We start from the raw sequence: 18,472 nt of genomic DNA, 5'->3' as shown, positions 1-18,472 counted from the left end.
AAGAAGAATGCTTGCTCATCCAACACTCGACAAACTCAACGCCATGGGCTTGGCCGGCATGGCAAAGGCCTTTGGGGAGCTCATCTCCAACGGTGAAGCCGAACAGCTCTCGCACGCTGAGTGGCTGGGATTGCTGCTCGAACGGGAATGGAGTTCCCGCTACGATCGCAAGCTTGCTGCCCGGCTCAGGTTCGCCAAGCTGCGCCACCAGGCGACCCCCGAAGATGTCGACTATCGCAGTGCACGCGGCCTCGATCGAGCACTCTTCATGAAGCTTCTCGGGGGCGACTGGATTAATGCTCACGACAATCTGGCAATCTGCGGCCCCTCAGGTGTCGGAAAAAGCTGGCTAGCTTGCGCACTCGGTCACAAGGCGTGCCGTGACGATCGCTCTGTTCTTTATCAGCGTGTCCCAAGGCTGTTTGCCCAGCTCGCGCTTGCTCGCGGCGACGGCAGGTATGTCCGGCTGCAACGGACACTGGGTCATGTCCAGGTCTTGATCCTGGATGATTGGGGTCTCGAACCGCTCAACGAACAGGCGCGACACGATCTGTTGGAAATACTCGAGGACCGCTATGGCCGCCGCTCAACGATCATCACGAGCCAGCTCCCCGTATCCGCCTGGCATGGCGTCATTGGAGACCCGACCTATGCCGATGCCATCCTGGATCGCCTCGTCCACAATGCCCACCGAGTGGAATTAAGCGGCGATAGTATGCGCCGAAACCTGCCGCGCAGCGCTTGACACCAAGCCTGAACGAACTGACAACAATAACTGCCTGCGGACCTCCTCAGAAGGGGGCGAGATCATCCCGGAATCACGGGGCGCAATCATCTCGGAACAAAGGGGCGGCTTCATCGGAATCGGCACTGCATCCTCCCAGGCACAAGGCCAAACGAGTTTTAATCATCACGAAGTCTAAGAAGTGGAAGGTTTTCATTCTGCTAGAAATTTCTTTGGTCTGGGGAAGGTGCCTGAGGTTTTTACATTCGGCCTCAAGACCATTTTAAAATACCAGAAATAGTCCGGCGGCACCGTCCTAAAAATGAGCATTAAATCGGGGTTTAATCAACTACTAATACGCGAATAGCACGCGTTGGTTGTGCTCGGGGCCTTCGCCGTATGTTGCTAATCATAAATCGTTAGCGGCTACCTTACAGCCTATTGCAAATTTTGAATTTGCGGCGCTTATTTACTGCAACCACTGCGGTTGGGAACCGCACTGGTAATGCTGCCAAACCAAACGTAATGCAGCCTCTGGGGGAAAATTCGCTCGATGGATGGCGTTGTGACGCAACACGCGGACTCTGGTCTGCGTGCGCTGTGCGGTATTGCCGCATTTTTCCGGATTGCATCTGATCCGGCACAGTTGAACCACGATCTCGCGCTAAAAAGCCGGGAGGCTAGCGCGACGGACATTCAACGCGCAGCGAAGATGATCGGTCTCAAGGCGAGGCTGGTTGTGGGATTCGACGAAGCGCGTCTTCGGCGCATGCCCGTACCATCGATCGTTCAGGTGAAGAACGGTGCCTATCAAATTCTCGGTGGACTAAACCCGAGCGGCAAGTATCGGCTGGTTGATCCAATAACGCGTGCAGACCGGGAAGTTGCGCCAGCAGAAATATTGGATGAGATCTCCAGGTCAGTTATCCTTGTCGGCCGTCGCATCGGGGGGCAAGGATCTGATCCACGCGAGTTCGGGTTCAAGTGGTTTGTTCCGTCGATATGGCGGTACAGAAAGGCGCTCGGCCATGTGCTCCTCGCATCTCTGTTCGTCCAGATCTTTGCTCTAGTTACGCCACTGTTTTTCCAGGTAGTCGTCGACAAGGTCCTGACGCACAAGGGCTATTCAACGCTATTTGTCCTTGTCGCGGGCATCGCTTTGATCGGCCTTTTCGATGTCGTCTTGCAATATCTCAGAACCTACGCGTTGGCGCACACGGCCAATCGTATCGACGTCGAACTTGGGCAACGGCTGTTTCACCATCTTCTTCGCCTCCCCCTTGGATATTTCGAGACTCGATCAGCTGGCCAGACAGTGGCACGGGTGCGCGAGCTTGAAACCATCCGAAGTTTTATCACGGGGCAGGGATTGTTTTCGGCCCTGGACGTCCTCTTTACGTTCGTCTTCATCGCGGTTCTTTTCGCCTATTCCTGGAGTTTGACGCTAATCGTCATTGCCGCAATACCGGTCTATATCCTGATCGGCATTGTCGTGCGTCCACCACTCAGAGACTTCGTCAAGGAAAAATTCAATCGCGGCGCGGCAAGCCAGCAATTCCTGGTGGAGGCGATAGTCGGCGTTCATACCGTCAAGGCGGCCGCCGTAGAACCTGTGATGCAGTCTCAGTGGGAGGAGAAGCTCGCCGCATACGTAAGGACAGCATTCGACACGACCATGCTGAGCGCTGGCGGACAAAATGCGATTCAGTATGTGAGCAAGCTTTCTACCGCCGCCCTGCTTCTCTTCGGCGCTAAGGCCGTTATCGACGGCCAGTTATCAGTAGGGTCACTCGTGGCGTTCAACATGATCGCCGGCCAGGTTACTCAGCCAGTTCTGAGGTTGTCTCAGCTCTGGCAGGACTTTCAGCAGGTGCAGATCTCGGTAGATCGACTGGGCGACATCCTCAACACCCCCGTCGAGAGGCCGCCTGCTGCTCGTCTCGCGCTGCCGCCGCCGAAGGGCAACATTGAGTTCAAAAACGTCACCTTCCGCTATCGGCCAGGGGCACCCGAAGTGCTCAAAGGGGTTTCATTGAGTATCCGAGGTGGCGAGGTCATCGGAATTGTCGGTGCTTCCGGCTCGGGAAAGTCGACCCTGACGAAACTTGTTCAGAGGCTTTACATTCCGGAAGAGGGGCAAGTGTTGCTAGACGGCGCTGATCTTTCACAAATGGATCCAGCTTGGCTTCGGAGCCACATCGGCGTGGTTCTACAAGAGAACCTGCTCTTCAACCGGACGATCCATGACAACATCGCGTTTGCGAACCCGGCCATGCACCGTAGTCAAGTCGCATCGGTGGCTCGGCTCGCTGGTGCTGATGAGTTCATCGCCAAGCTGCCACAGGGCTATGATACGATGATCGAGGAGCGGGGCGCAAACCTTTCTGGCGGCCAGCGTCAGCGGATCGCGATTGCGCGAGCACTTGCCACCAACCCGCCCATCTTAATTTTCGACGAAGCGACGAGTGCGTTGGATTACGAAAGCGAACGCGTGGTACAAACAAACATGCGCCAGATTGCGGCCGGCCGAACGGTCGTCATCATCGCGCACCGTTTGGCCGCGGTGCGTCTCTGCAATCGTATTGTCGGAATGACTGATGGCCGCATTGTCGAGATCGGTAGCCAGGACGAGCTTTTGCAGAGATCAGACGGCTTGTTTGCCCGGCTGTGGGCGCTGCAGAATGACAGAGGTGCTGCATGAACGCGCCGTTGAAAGTTTCCCGCTATTCCGTAATGCCGCTTCGCCCAGCGACGCGATCTGACCACGAATTCTTGGCACCTGCGTTGGAAGTCTTGGAAACACCGCCGTCGCCGATCAAAATGGCACTGATCACGGTTATCTGTGCATTCACCGCCACGGCGCTCATCTGGTCTTATCTCGGCAAGATCGACATAATCGCCACCGGACAAGGCAAGATTCAACCAACGGGTCGCGTAAAGGTCGTCCAGCCTCTTCTGACAGGTAAAGTGACGTCGCTGCCTCCTCAGAACGGCACCTTGGTTCACGCTGGGGAGGTCCTTCTCAAGATCGATCCAACCGACGCGCTGGCTGACGAACGGGAAGCATCGAAGAGCCTCGCGTCTCTTGAAGGGGAGATACAGCGCCGGCACACAGTTATAAGCTATGTAAGAGCCCACGCCACGCTCGATCACCTTCCGTCGATCGCTTGGGCCGCGGACGCAGACCACGAGGTTGAACAGCGTGAAGATGCGGCTCTGCAAGGCGACCTAGATCAGCATTACGCAACGATGGCCTCTCTCCTTGCCCAGATGCATCAGAAAGAGGTGGAGCGCGACCGGTTAAGGATTACCTTGGACGCACAGCAGTCTCTGGTCGATACGCTAAAATCGCGTGTGGAGATGCGTTCCTCTTTGGTATCGAAGAGGGCTGGCACTTTGGCCAGCGTCATGGATGCGACCGAAGCGCTCAAGGAACAGGCAACCCAGTTCGCGGTTCAGCAAGGTCAACTTGCCGAAGCTGAAGCGGCAATAGACGTACTAGCCCGCGAGCGAGATCGAACGCATAGCGCTTTCATCAATGACCAATTGTCCCAAGTTTCAGATGCCGAGAGAAAGGCTGACGAAGTCGAGCAGAGGCTCGCGAAAGCCAAGAACATTCTCGATCAAATGACGCTCCGAAGCCCAGTCGACGGGATTGCTCAAATGTCGACTGTCACCAGCCTTGGCCAGGTCGTCACTGGAGGTCAGGAGGTCTTGCGGATCGTTCCTGAGGACGGTGATCTGGAGCTGGAAGTCTATATGCCTAACAAGGACATCGGATTCATCAAGGTCGGCCAGGAAGCCGTAGTTAAGCTGGAGGCATTTCCCTTCACCCGCTACGGAACACTATCCGCCCAAGTCATGAAAGTTGCGCGTGACGCGATACCGGAACCGGACGCAGCGCGTCGCGAAGGTGACGGCGGAGTGAGCCGTTCGTCGGAAGCTGTTTTCGGCGGTGCTGAGAGAATCCAGAACCTAGTGTTTCCCGTCACCCTCCGGCTAGCGGATAAGCAGGTCCACGCAGATGGGGCGTCGGTTGATCTTTCGCCTGGTATGGCGGCCACCGCAGAAGTTCGCACTGGGCAGCGACGCATTCTGGAATACGTGTTCTCGCCGCTTGTAGAGGTGGCGGAGGAGGCAATGCATGAGCGTTAAAAGGTGCTTCGTCTACTCGCGCAAAGCGGGGCCGGGAGGAGAACGGTGATAACAAACTCGATCTATATATTACCTATCGCGCTCGTGCTTTCGATGCCCTTTATCATAAGCACAGTCCGACGGCGCATGTACCGTGGTTGGCTGCCTGAACAAGCGCGAGTCCGGAGAAGCTATGTCAAACCTATCGTAGACGTCGATAGTCTATTCGTCGATGTGGAATATGAGTATGGCGGCCGACAGTATGTTGGGTTCGAACTGAGCACCATGCAGCTAGCAACAATCGGATACAGCGAGGAACACTCTGTAAAGCTGCTATTTGGCACTCTGTTCGGTTGGGCAATTTTTGAGAATATGCGCGAGCTAAAAGCTCGTTTCGATCACCGTCACGAATCAGGGGAGACAAGATGACGGACATTGCTTTTTGCTTGCTTCGCCATCGGTCGCCTAACAAAGACCGCGAAAGCTGGCGCGATAGCTTTTCTCCGGTGTGGGCAAAGCATCAGGAAGTATTGGGGGCCTAATGAGCGAAATATCCTTGATGAACCTGAGTTGGTCCAATCTTTACCATGCTATTGGCTTTCTCCCGGTAATAGGAGGAATAATTTCAGTCGGCTTTCTCATTCGTGCGACAGCGCTCCGTACAGGCGTGACGCCAGGTAATTATCCTGCGATATTCGTCACCGCGATCTCAGTGGGATCGTTGCTAATCTCTTGGCTTGTACAAACAAAGTCCGTTGGAATTCTTTGGCTCTCAGAGCTAGTTTCGGCAACTTGTTGCGTACTGTTGATGATAGGGCTGAACCTCGCAGCTCGATCCACAAAAAGAGGTCACAAGCCCGCAAACACGGTCGGGCGCTTTGCTATGACAGCCGCCGTATTTCTCGGGTTTTCGTTTCTATTCAATTTTTTATTCGGCAATTTCGTTCCGCTGTCGGCTTGCCAACGTGACATCTGCGAAGAGTACGACACGATATTTGGTAATTCCGGCTTCCTGTTCGCTCACCTATACATCGCAAACATCCTTACCGCATCGTGTCTGATTTTCCCGATCATTTCTGCGTGGAACCTGCTCTCTAATCGAAGATAAATTCTCAACCGGAGAATATTCCAATGGCTGATACGAGAAACAAGTATGGAATGCCCTCTTCTAGTTTGGTCTCTGACGGGGCCAACTACGCCGGCCACTTCCTTGAAGCTGCCCAGGCCTTCGAAGGATACAGGGTCACCTACGTTTGGGTTGGGCCTACGATGAATTTGCCACAGCTTGCGGCACGGTTCCCGACAGTGGATGACTACATTAGAAAAGGGGACTTTCGCGCCTTGGCAATGTCCGTCACTGACGAATCCCTAACATACAGATATGCAAATTCCGCCGCGAAATTGGGTCTATTGGGTACTGGTCTTGCGATCGGTGAGGGCATCTACGATGTGGTAACCTACGATGGACCGAGTAAGTATACGAGGGCAGGGGGGGTACTAGCAGATGACGCTGCGGGTCTCGCCGCCACAGGTGTCGCCACGTGGGCCATTACTGCAGGCTATACTGCGGCTGTTGGAACTCCGCTCGGGGTGGTGGTCCTTGGGTTCGCGCTCGGCGCGGGGCTAGCCTACACCTATGCCTCTAAGAAGCTAGAAAACGATTACGGATTTAATCTGCGTAATTACGTGACTTCGGGTCTCGACAATGCCCTAGCCCGCATTAACAGTTGGAACGTTTCACCCTTGACGCCGTCGACGGATCTCAACCCGTATCAAAAGTGGGACTCGGATTACGGCTGGGTGTCGAGCGGTTACACTGGAGCGAATACTGGCTTCGATACCCCTTCGGAAACCAGGTTAACACGTGGTCAGAATTGGACCGCCGGCGGCGCGGACCCCGCAAATCCCTACTATAAAGGCGGCGAGACCAGTGGGTACACCGGCAAAAACACAGGCTACGATTCGCCGGTCGAGACACGCAATACAAGGAACACGCAGAGTTGGAGCGCGACTGGCAAAGATTTGGCAAATCCATACACAAAGGGCGGAAGCTCAAGCGGATACACTGGTGTAGGCAAGGGTTACGATACGCCGAAGGAAACCAACGCCAAGAGCCGAACATCCACATCAAACTTCACTAACCCCTCGAGTTACGGTTACTCGAAACCAGCGCCAACCAGCACAGGAAATCCGAAATACTCACATTCGAGCGGTATTCTCGCCGGATCCCGAACCGGCGGTGGCAGCAGTGGGAGTGGAAGCAGCGGGAGCGGGAAAAGTGGCTCGAGCAGCATTGGCTCTAGCTACAATTCCAGCGGTACCAAATCCGCTATTGATCACTCCTCCCCCAAAAACTCGTCCAGTTTCTCTGGCAGCAGTTCTGGGAAATCGGGTTCCGGCAAATCAACCAGCTCTGGAAAAACGTCGACAAGTTCAGGGAAATCTTCAAACGGCAGCTATCACAGCGACGGACTCTCCTCAAAGACCTCGAGCGGCTCAATGTTTGCTCCGGTGGTGCTTGATCTCAATGATGACGGCTTCTCCCTTTCGGAGAAGGATTCCGGAAACACCTATTTCGACATGGCCGGGGACGGCAAGCAACATCTGACGGCATGGGCCGGCGCAGGTGACGGCGTCCTTGTTTGCGACGTTGACAACGATGGCATCATCGACCGTCAAAATGAAGTTGTCTTCACTGAATGGGATCCTACGGCGCAGACGGATATGCAGGCGATCCGCGCGGTCTTCGATAGCAACCACAATGGGAAGCTCGACGCGGGAGACGCCAACTTCAGCAAGTTCAAGGTTCTCGTGACAAAGGATGATGGCACGAAGGAGCTAAAGACACTTACGGAGCTTGGGATCACATCCATCAACCTGATATCGAATAATCAGACGATAGTGCAGGCAGACGGATCGAAGATCTCGGGATCAACGACGTTCACTCGCACTGACGGAACGACTGGCAAAGCAGGTGACGCCGAGTTCGCCTTCGATGACGATGGATACCTCGTCCAGACGGTCGTTACGACGAATCCAGATGGCTCTACTCAGATTGCGACGAAATCACTAAATACTGATGGCTCGGTGGAGAGCGAACGGAAGCTGACGACCAGTGCCGACGGGTTTACGCGTAGCCTGTGGCTCGATCTGGACGGGGATGGTGTCGGAGATCGCATCCAAAGCGACGTGACCGTTGTCAACGCCGACAGTTCAACGACGCGAACAGTTTCGAACTTCGATGGTGGAGGCATCCTGAAGGATCGCACGATCACAGTGACGTCTGCTGATCGTAAGACCGTCACTATCTCTCGCGACCTTTCAGGCGGCGGAATTACAGAGCAAGAAGAAATCAGAACTACAGGGACGGATGGCAGCCTTACCGTGACGGTTAGGGAGGTAAACACCAATGGCAGTACGAACGAACGCACTGTGACTGTGACAGGTTCCGACGGTCTTTCGAAGTCTGAGCAACACGATCTTACGGGGACGGGAACTATCAATTCGACAACGGTCACGTCGATTGTCGTCGGCGGCGATGGCAGCCGTGATGAAACCGTCACGAACTACTCCGGCGCGGCCACTTCCTCTGAGAGCAAGGTTGACTCGACTGAAACGGTCACAAGCGCTGACGGCCGGTCGAAGAGCGTCTCTATAGATGAAGATGGCGACGGTGTAGTTGACACCATTTGGAGCAGACAGATCGTCGTTGCTGCGGATAGCTCATCGGTCACAACAGAGGTCGAAACCAATCATGACGGAAGCCTGAGATCCAAAATCATCACGGACCTCAGCGGCGACGCCCTTTCACGTACCGAGAAGCAGGATGAGGATGGCGACGGCGACTTTGACACCATCACCAGCGACGTGACGACGCTCGGTGCGCTAGGTGCTAGAACTCAGACAGTGAGGATTACGAACGGCGATCTTTCATTGCGCAGCCAGACGACGACATCCTGGAGCGCCGACGGTCGCACTCGGACAATCACGACCGACAGCAACGGTGACGCCGGGGCGGATGTCGTAGAAACCATTTCCGTCAATAGCAGTGGGGTGACCACGGACACGGTGTCTGCCTATAGTCCGAACGGGTTGACGCTCATCGGGAAAACCACCAGCACCATCAGCGCGGACGGCTTGTCCCGGCTGAACGTGGAAGACTTCAACGGAGACGGGGTCGCCGAGGCACGTACACAATCGACCGTAAGTAAAAATGCTGACGGTTCGTCGACATCGACAAATACCAGCTACAATGGCGCAGGAACCGTCGTTACTCAGAAGACGACCGTGGATGTCAGCGCGAACGGGCTTACGACCACGACCAGGAAGTTTTTCGGTTCGGACAATGTTGCGGACTCAACTGTCATCGATGCAACGCTTCTAAATGGTGACGGTTCGACCACGCGGACCATCACCTCACTCGTGGGCATCACAGAAATCCTGCGGACGGTCGTCGTGACAAGTGCGGACCGCAATACCGAAACGTCCAGCACTTACCTGAATGGAAGCGCGTCGGCATCCCAGATCACGACGAATGTCATCAACGCTGACGGAAGCCGTTCGCAGTCCCTCGCGACTTTCACGCCTGATGGCTCTCGGTTGGTCTCGCGTGCTGACACAATGGTTAGCGCGGATGGCCTGATAACAACTGGTACCGTAGATCGGGATGGCGATGGTCTGATCGATATCCGTAATGTAGACGCGATCTCGCTTAATGTAGACGGTACGAAGACTGAGGTGGAAACGGGATATCGAGGTAGCGGGATTTCCGCGGACAATCAGATTTCCCAGGTCGTCACCACCACTAGCGCTAACGGGCAAAACGTTGTCACCACCACGGATCGGGACGGCGATGGCGACCTCGATCGGCAAATGGTCGATCAGACGACGATTGGTCCCGACGGGGCCACGACCAGGACAGTCGCCCAGTTCAATGGAGTCGGCAATGTTCTGATCGACCGAACCACACGTACGACGAGCGGCAACGGACTCTCGACCATAACACAGACCGATCTTGATGGAGATGGGATTGTCGATGTGACAGTGAACGATCAGACCTTGCTCCAGTCGAACGGCACAGTTGTGCATACCGTCGCCATGCTCGGGGCATCCGGCGCCTTGAAAGCCAAAACCGTTACCACAACTCTTCCCGACGGCAGGAGCGGCTCAGTCCAGACCGATCTGAATGGAGATGGCGGGTTCGATATTGTTGATTCCGTCTCGATAGCGGCAAACGGTGATCGGGTCGAAACCGTTTCGCAGTATGGGCCTGACGGTACTCAGCTTGTGTCACGCACAGTTACGACCGTGGCGGCGAACGGACTTGAGACACGTGTCGCCAAAGACCTAGACGGTGATGGTGATTTCGACGAAATGACGAAAACCACCACCATCATCAATGCCGACGGCTCAAAGACTGTTACGACCGCGAAATACAACGGGGACGGCACAATTCGGATTGCCAAGTCAGTGGTGACGACCAGCGCCGACGGGCTTACATCAACGCGCACGGATTTCATCGATGGCGACGAGAACCCTGAGTACACCACTGTCACCGGACACGTGATCAACGCCGACGGCACGTCGAGAGACGTCACCGACATCTTCGGTGGGGCCAATGGCAACAAGCTCAGGCATACGAGCACCGACTCGAGCGCCGACGGAAGAAGTTGGGATCAAACTAATTTCGAGGTTTTCCCCCTTTACCCCGCGATTGATTCATCTCACGTGATAACGGCAGATGGCTCTGAGGTGACCACGCAACGGTTGGACGACGACTCATCTGCAATCTTCGAATACGAAACCAAAATCACCACGATAAGCGCTGACAAACTTACGAAAACCGTTCTGAATGATTATACGGACGATGACGACTCGTTCTTCATGGAGACGATTTCCTCCGTCACAAAGCTGAATTCGGACGGATCGATGGTTGTCACAGAGAAGGACGTCGTGCAGACGACCGTAGGTGTGGACACGTTAATCGATCAGTCTGTGAAGACGATTTCCGCGGACGGGCTTGTGAGCCAGCAGGTCTGGACCGGGGCGCTAGTCGGGGCGGCAACGTCGCAGACTGTGTTGAACAATGATGGCACCAAGAATACGACGACGGTATTCGGTACCGGGCTGTCGAACAACGCAGTGACCGGGGCAATCGACTCCGTCACAACGACGGAGACCGCGAACGGCCTTGATGAGAGCGTCACGGTCACGCTCGGCACGAAAGTCGTTCGTACAGATATATCAAGCAAGCATACTGACGGAAGTACCGTCGATGCGACGTCCTTGTTCAATTCAACGAGCGGAGCTCTCGCCTATAAGGAAACGGTCACCGGCTCCGCTGATGGATTGACAGACACGTTGGAAAGGGACTCCGACGGCATTGCCGGCACGGATCATCGTGAAGTCATCTCTGTCGCCGCCGATGGCACCAAGACGACCGTCGTCGCTAACTATAACAATGATGGAACGCTGAAAGACAAGGTGACGACGACCGTAAGCGCCAACGGATTTTCGATCACTCAGGCGTTTGACTTCAATGGCGATGGCGTGAACGACCGGTCATCTTCGGAAATAACTGTTCTCAACGCCGACGGTAGCCGTACCGAAACAGTGTCCCAGTTCGACGGCGATAGTTCGGCGCTGCTAAGCCGAACGATCACCAACACGAGCGCAGATGGATTGCTGGAGACCATCTACACGCAGCTGAGCGGAAGCGGGGTCACCGACGAGATCCAAGTGAACTCGATATCGGTTGATACCAATGGCGAGAAGCTCGAACGAAGCAATACTTATTATAGTGACGGCACGAAGCGAAGCGGCTACGTCCAGACCACCCGCATCAAGGGCAGGGTCGTGACAGAGTTCGACCACGACGGTGATGGTGCCGTCGACGAGTATCAGGGGAGCTTCATCGACAAACTCGGGAATGCACGGGATTATTACGAATCTCCGCTGGGCAAATCTTGGAGAACGGGTGCTGCCGACGACTCGGCCAACACCATCTATATCGACGTAACCGACGATGGAAACTCGATCTATATCGACCGCTACAAGCCGGTCGACCCGGCAAATCCCACCGCATCTCCGGCATATGTAGGCAGCGAGAGCATTGACAAATCCTTCATAAACGAAGGCTCCTACCGCTGGCGCTCCTACGACGCAACCGATACCCTTGTCTCCAGCTCGATCCATTCGGTCGACGTCAACGATGTCGATACGATCACCTGGACAGGCATTCGGGGGACCTCTGGAACCACCCGCATCGAAGTCTCGCATGAGAACATCATGTTCGAACGGATGCAGCGTGTATATGACGTCGTGTTCGATCGGGACATGCAAAACGACGAGAAGGAGCAACTAGCTTCCTACATTGTGAACGGCGACTTGAACGTCAAGCAGCTCGCGACTGATCTCATGGCCAGGAGCACATTCAGCTCCTACTATGGAACCCTTTCAAACGTCGCCTTCATCGGCGTCCTGTATCAAAACGCCTATGATCGGGCCCCGTCAATTGCTGAAACGCAGACTTGGCTTGGAAAGTTGAACGCAGGTACGATCACAAAGCCGGATCTCGTGCTCGCTATCGCCGAAAGCGCGGAACATCAGGTTCTTGGCAATGAGCATATCACCACGAATGTTACCGCGGGCGGCGTGCTGCATTCGACAGACAAAGCCGTAGCGGGTTGCACGGTGGACCGCCTTTACGAGGTGATGCTCAACAGAAACCCGTCAGATGCCGAGCGAGCGCCCCGCGTCTTGTCCATCGTAGGCGGCACCAAGACGCAGTTCCAGGTCGCATCCGAGGTGCTGGCGTCGACTACTTTCACCGCATTGTACGGGAGCCCGGCCAATGGAGACTTCGTAGCATTGATGTTCCAGAACGCTCTTGGCCGCGCACCGACGGCGTCCGAGGCGCAGTTTTGGACCGCCGCGCTTGGGGCGGGCACCACTCGCGCGGATCTGGTCGTCGCGCTCTCCACCAACCAGGGTTACCTTGTCACCAATCCGTCTGCAGGGCTGACTACGCTCGGGACTACAGGCGTCGACACGATGATAGGGAGCTACGGAAACGATACTCTCGACGGTGCTGGCGGGGATGACCGACTATTTGGATCGGCAGGGAACGACCTACTTATCGGCAGTGCTGGCAATGATCTTCTTGCGGGTGGGCTCGGTGACGACACCTTCGATGTAGACGTTGCTACAGACATGGTCGTGGAGAACGCAGGGGACGGCACGGACACGATCCGAACCGCACTCGCGAGCTTCACGCTTGGGCAAAATGTCGAGAACCTCACCTACGCCGGCTCAGGAGCATTCGTCGGATCAGGCAATGCGGCAGCCAATGTCATAGGCGGTGGTATCGGAAACGATACGCTAGACGGTAAGCTGGGAGCCGACACACTGATCGGTGGCGCAGGCAACGACGTCTACGTTGTCGACACGCAAGGCGACGTGCTTGTTGAGCTGGCGAACGGTGGGACCGACGTCGTGCAAACAGCGCTCAACACCTACTCGATGGCCGCGGCGGCCAACGTCGAAAATCTCACATTCACTGGAACCGGCGGATTTACAGCCGTCGGTAACGGCTCAAACAACGTGATCACGGGAGGATCTGGGGCCGACAATCTCTCCGGCGACGCCGGCGACGATACGCTCATTGGAGGATCTGGCGCGGACACACTTTCGGGTGGCGCTGGAAATGACGTCTTCGTCGTCGATAACGCTGGTGATATGGTTATTGAAGCCGCCGCAGAGGGTAACGACACCGTCCAAACTAACTTGGCGACGTACACGCTTGGAAGCGACGTGGAAAACCTGACCTACACGGGGACAGCTGCCTTCACAGGCAACGGCAACTCCTTGAATAACGTGTTAACGGGAGGAGCCGGCGTCGACACCTTGAAGGGCTTCGCGGGCGACGACACCTACGTTATCAGCACCGGAGACATTGTCGTCGAGAACGCTGGCGAAGGCATCGACACCGTCCAGACAAACTTGGCGACCTACACCCTTGGGTCAAATATTGAGAACCTGACCTACACCGGCACTGCCGCATTCACCGGGACCGGCACTTCAGCGGATAACATCTTGAAAGGTAGCACGGCCGCAGACAAACTCACGGGTGGGGCCGGAAATGACACTCTGGACGGCGGCGTGGGTGCCGACACCTTGATCGGTGGCCTCGGCGACGACCTCTATTTCGTGGATAACGCAAGCGAGGTTGTTACGGAAGCCGCAGGTGAGGGCACTGATACGGTTAAAACGGCGCTCGCCGCCCTCACGCTGGCGGCCAACGTCGAGAACCTCACCTATATTGGTTCAGCGAATTTCGCCGGCACAGGCAATGCGCTGGCCAACACGATCACCGGCGGGAACGGCAACGACACCTTAAACGGTGGATCTGGTTCGGATACGCTCATTGGCGGTCTGGGAGATGATATCTACGTTGTCGACGTCTCTTCCGACATCGTTATCGAGGCTGCCGGCGAGGGTGTCGATACCGTTCAGACTAACTTGACGAGTTTCACGCTTGGAGCAAACCTCGAAAATCTGACGTCAACCGGGACCATCGCGTTCAGCGGGGTCGGAAACGCCCTCAACAATGTTCTGACGGGCGGAAGTGCGGTAGACACCTTGTCGGGAGGGTCGGGAGATGACACGCTCGACGGCAAGGCTGGCGCCGACACCATGGTCGGTGGCTTGGGTGATGACACCTACATCGTCGACAACGCTGCGGATGTAACCACTGAGGCGGGTGACGAAGGCACTGATACGGTAAAGACAGCGCTCACAACTTATACTCTGGCAGCGAACATTGAAAACCTGACTTCTACGGGCACGGCAGCCTTTACCGGCAACGGCAATGCTCTCGCAAACACGCTACGCGGCGGGATCGGTGCGGACACGCTGGATGGTAAGGCAGGCGCTGATACGCTGATCGGTGGGGCAGGCAACGATATCTACATCGTTGACAGCTTGAGTGACACGATCGTCGAGTCTGCTGGTGAAGGTACGGACACAGTCAAGACTGCTCTCAGTGCGTACTCCCTCGCGGGCTCGGCGAACGTTGAAAGCCTGACTTTCATTGGTACTGGAGACTTTGTCGGCTCCGGGAATGATCTGGCGAATACGATCAATGGGAGCACTGGCAACGACATACTCGATGGCGGCCTGGGAATCGATATTCTGGTCGGCGGCACTGGCAACGATGTCTATATCGTCGATAACGCTTCTGAGGTGATCACAGAGGGGGCCAGCGCCGGGACTGATGAAATCAGAACCGCGCTCGCGACCTACTCAATGGCAACGATCACGAACGTGGAGAACCTTAGCTACATCGGGTCGGCGAATTTCACAGGCAGCGGCAACAGTCTCGCCAATCGTATCGTTGGCGGTGCCGGGAACGATGTTCTCGATGGTGGCGCAGGTATTGATACGCTTCTTGGCGGCACCGGAAATGACACCTATGTCGTAGATGTCGTCAGCGACGTCGTCACTGAGTTGACGAATGAGGGCATAGATACAATCAAGACTGTGCTCGCGAGTTTTTCGATCGCCGCGATCGCCAACCTAGAAAATCTAACATACACAGGTTCGGCTTCGTTCACGGGTACCGGAAACGCCCTCGACAACGTCATCACCGGCGGTGCTGTTGCTGACAATCTCAGTGGCGGAGGAGGTAACGATACGCTGATTGGCGGTGGCGGCGTTGACACGATGGCGGGTGGCCTGGGTGACGACACCTACGTTGTGGACGTGGCGACGGATGTAGTTAATGAAGCCGTCGGAGAGGGAACAGACACCGTTCAGACCGCGCTCGCAACATACACCTTAGGCACCAACGTCGAAAACCTAACCTACACGGGTACGGCAAACTTTACGGGTAACGGGAACGCATCCGCCAATGTGATCACTGGCGGGATTGGCAATGACATCCTCGATGGAAGAGCCGGTGCGGACACGCTGGTCGGCGGGTCTGGCAACGACACCTACATCGTCGATAACGTGGCAGATGTCCTCGTGGAGGCTGCCGGGAGTGGGACGGACACCGCGCAGACCGCGCTCGCCGTTTATTCGCTTGCGTCCTCGGCAAATGTCGAAAACCTGACCTTCACCGGCACCGGAAATTTCGCGGGGACAGGAAACTCTTCAAATAACGTGATTACTGGTGGAAGCGGCAGCGATACGCTCTCGGGCGGAGCTGGTGACGATACGCTGATCGGCGGAATAGGTGCGGATTCGCTCTCAGGCGGTCTCGGAGATGACCTCTACATCGTTGAGAATGGTGGCGACGTTGTGATTGAGTATTCCGGTGAGGGCGTGGACACCGTCCAGACCAACCTCGCTGCCTACACTCTCAGCGCAAATGTCGAGAACTTGGTCAACACTGGGAGTGCAGCCTTCACAGGCAACGGCAATGCTTTGAATAACACAATGACAGGCGGCAGCGGCGTCGACACCTTCAGCGGCGGTGCCGGCGATGATACCTATGTCATTGGTACAGGCGACGTTGTCATCGAGAGCGCTTCAGAGGGCGTCGACACGGTTCGCACGAACATGGCAACTTATACGCTGACAGCGAACGTCGAAAACCTCGTTTCAACAGGCACGGCTGCTTTCACTGGCACCGGAAACGAGCTTGATAACGTCATCAAGGGCGGCGCGGCTGTCGACAAGCTGACCGGAGGCGCAGGCAACGACACGCTGGATGGCGGTGTGGGAGCCGATACACTTATAGGAGGAAGCGGCAACGACCTCTATATCGTCGACAACGCTGGCGAGATCATCACCGAACTCACTGGAGAAGGCAACGACACGGTCAAAACGGCTATAAGCAGCTTCACGCTTGCCGCCAATGTCGAAAACCTGACCTACACCGGCACTGGAATGTTCACCGGGATCGGGAATGCCCTTGCGAACACGATCACTGGTGGGGTCGATGACGACTGGCTGAACGGTGGCGTGGGAGCAGATTTGCTTATCGGCTATACGGGCGACGACGTCTATGTCGTCGATAACGGCAACGACGTCATCGTAGAAAAGGCGGGTGAGGGCGTCGACGCCGTCCGTACCACACTCACCTACTATACGCTCGGAGCTTACCTCGAAAACGTTTACTTCGTCGGGTCCGGCAACTTCACGGGCATCGGCAACGGGCTCAACAACTGGATGGAAGGCGATGCTGGTACCGATCAACTCTACGGCGGCGACGGGGACGACACCCTCGATGGATATGGTGGAGCCGACCTGCTAGTCGGCGGTAAAGGCAATGACATCTACTACGTGGACGATCTCGGCGACGTCGTGACCGAGGAGGCGGACGAGGGTGCGGATACAATCAGCACGTCCCTTGCCATCTACTCGATCGCTGGCATCGCCAACATTGAAACGCTCTCTTACTATGGGACTGTGGCATTCACGGGAACGGGCAACGCTCTCAACAACATAATACTTGGCGCTGACGACGCTGCGAACGTCCTTGACGGCGGGCTTGGAGCAGACACGATGTGGGGAGGAAGCAAGAACGACGTCTACATCGTCGACGACATCAATGACAACGTGATGGAGGAGGCCGCCTACGGCACCGACCTGATCAAGACAACGCTCAACACTTACTCCCTCGAGCGTTTCACCAATGTGGAAAATCTGACCTTTATCGGTTCAGGCAACTTTGTTGGGAAGGGCAATGGACTGGCGAATACCGTTACAGGTAGCTCCGGCGACGATGTCCTGGACGGCGCGACCGGCGCTGACACGCTCATCGGCGGACTTGGTAATGATGTCTATATGGTCGACAACACCGGCGATGTAGTCACGGAAGCGGTGGGCGCAGGCATCGATGAGATCAGGACGACGCTAACTACCTATGCAATTGCGACCCTGACCAATGTCGAGAACCTCGCGTATAGCGGTTCCTCTTCGTTCAACGGAACTGGTAACGCGGGATCGAATACAATCACCGGCGGCGTCGGCAACGATGTCCTCAACGGCGGAGCTGGGACGGACGTCCTGATCGGCGGCCTTGGCAATGATACTTATATCGTCGATGTTGCCGGAGACATCGTAACCGAAGGATCGAGCGAAGGTGTCGACACGGTCCAGACGGCACTGACAAACTACTCGCTTGGGTCTAACGTGGAGAACCTGGTCTTTACCGGGACCGGAGCGTTCGCTGGCACCGGCAACAATCTCGACAATCTCATCGTTGGAGGAGCCGGTGCGAACACTCTCAATGGTGGGACCGGGAACGATATTCTAATCGGAGGCGCGGCCGCGGACATTTTCGTATACGCGGCCAACTCGGGCCATGACTCCATCGTAAATTTCGTGGCTGCCGGCACCACGCATGACTTCATCAGGGTAGATCACACGATCTTTGCCGACTGGGCATCCGTGCTGGCTGCATCGAGCCAATCCGGCAATGACACTGTCATCACCGCGGACAGCAACAATACTATCACTCTGAAGAACGTGGCAGTCTCAAGTCTCCAGGCGGCAGATTTCCAGTTCGCGTGATCGCATTTGGAATAAGGAGGTGCGGGCCGTGAGGTCCGCGCTTGGGGACACCGGACAGCGTTGCCAAGACTGGCTCCTACCGCGTCCGCTCAA

General features: G+C 56.0%; 4 protein-coding genes. All 4 read left to right on the top strand.

The window, feature by feature from the left end; genetic code table 11:
- Nucleotides 1-7 precede the first annotated feature (7 nt).
- The 4 genes from istB (at nucleotide 8) to ACEN84_RS30355 (ending at nucleotide 18,379) form a co-directional block, all read left to right on the top strand.
- Nucleotides 8-745: an IS21-like element helper ATPase IstB gene (gene istB / locus ACEN84_RS30370; RefSeq protein ID WP_413711657.1), complete on the top strand. Its 738-nt coding sequence runs from the start codon at nucleotides 8-10 to the stop codon at nucleotides 743-745.
- Between the two features lie 532 nt (nucleotides 746-1,277).
- Nucleotides 1,278-3,425: a type I secretion system permease/ATPase gene (locus ACEN84_RS30365; RefSeq protein ID WP_413711656.1), complete on the top strand. Its 2,148-nt coding sequence runs from the start codon at nucleotides 1,278-1,280 to the stop codon at nucleotides 3,423-3,425.
- Nucleotides 3,422-4,879 carry an HlyD family type I secretion periplasmic adaptor subunit gene (locus tag ACEN84_RS30360; protein ID WP_413711655.1) on the top strand — a complete coding sequence of 486 codons (1,458 nt, stop codon included), beginning with the start codon at nucleotides 3,422-3,424 and terminating at the stop codon, nucleotides 4,877-4,879. Before ACEN84_RS30365 ends, ACEN84_RS30360 begins: the two co-directional genes overlap by 4 nt.
- Nucleotides 4,880-5,989: 1,110 nt before the next feature.
- A complete protein-coding gene (locus ACEN84_RS30355; RefSeq protein WP_413711654.1) occupies nucleotides 5,990-18,379 on the top strand; it encodes a DUF4214 domain-containing protein in 12,390 nt (4,129 codons plus the stop codon).
- The last annotated feature ends 93 nt before the right edge of the window (nucleotides 18,380-18,472 follow it).

It is taken from the genome of Rhizobium sp. Rhizsp82 (genome assembly GCF_047325115.1).
GTDB lineage: Bacteria > Pseudomonadota > Alphaproteobacteria > Rhizobiales > Rhizobiaceae > Rhizobium.
Note: the sequence above shows the minus strand (reverse complement) of the source record. Positions and strands in the feature narration are given on the sequence as shown.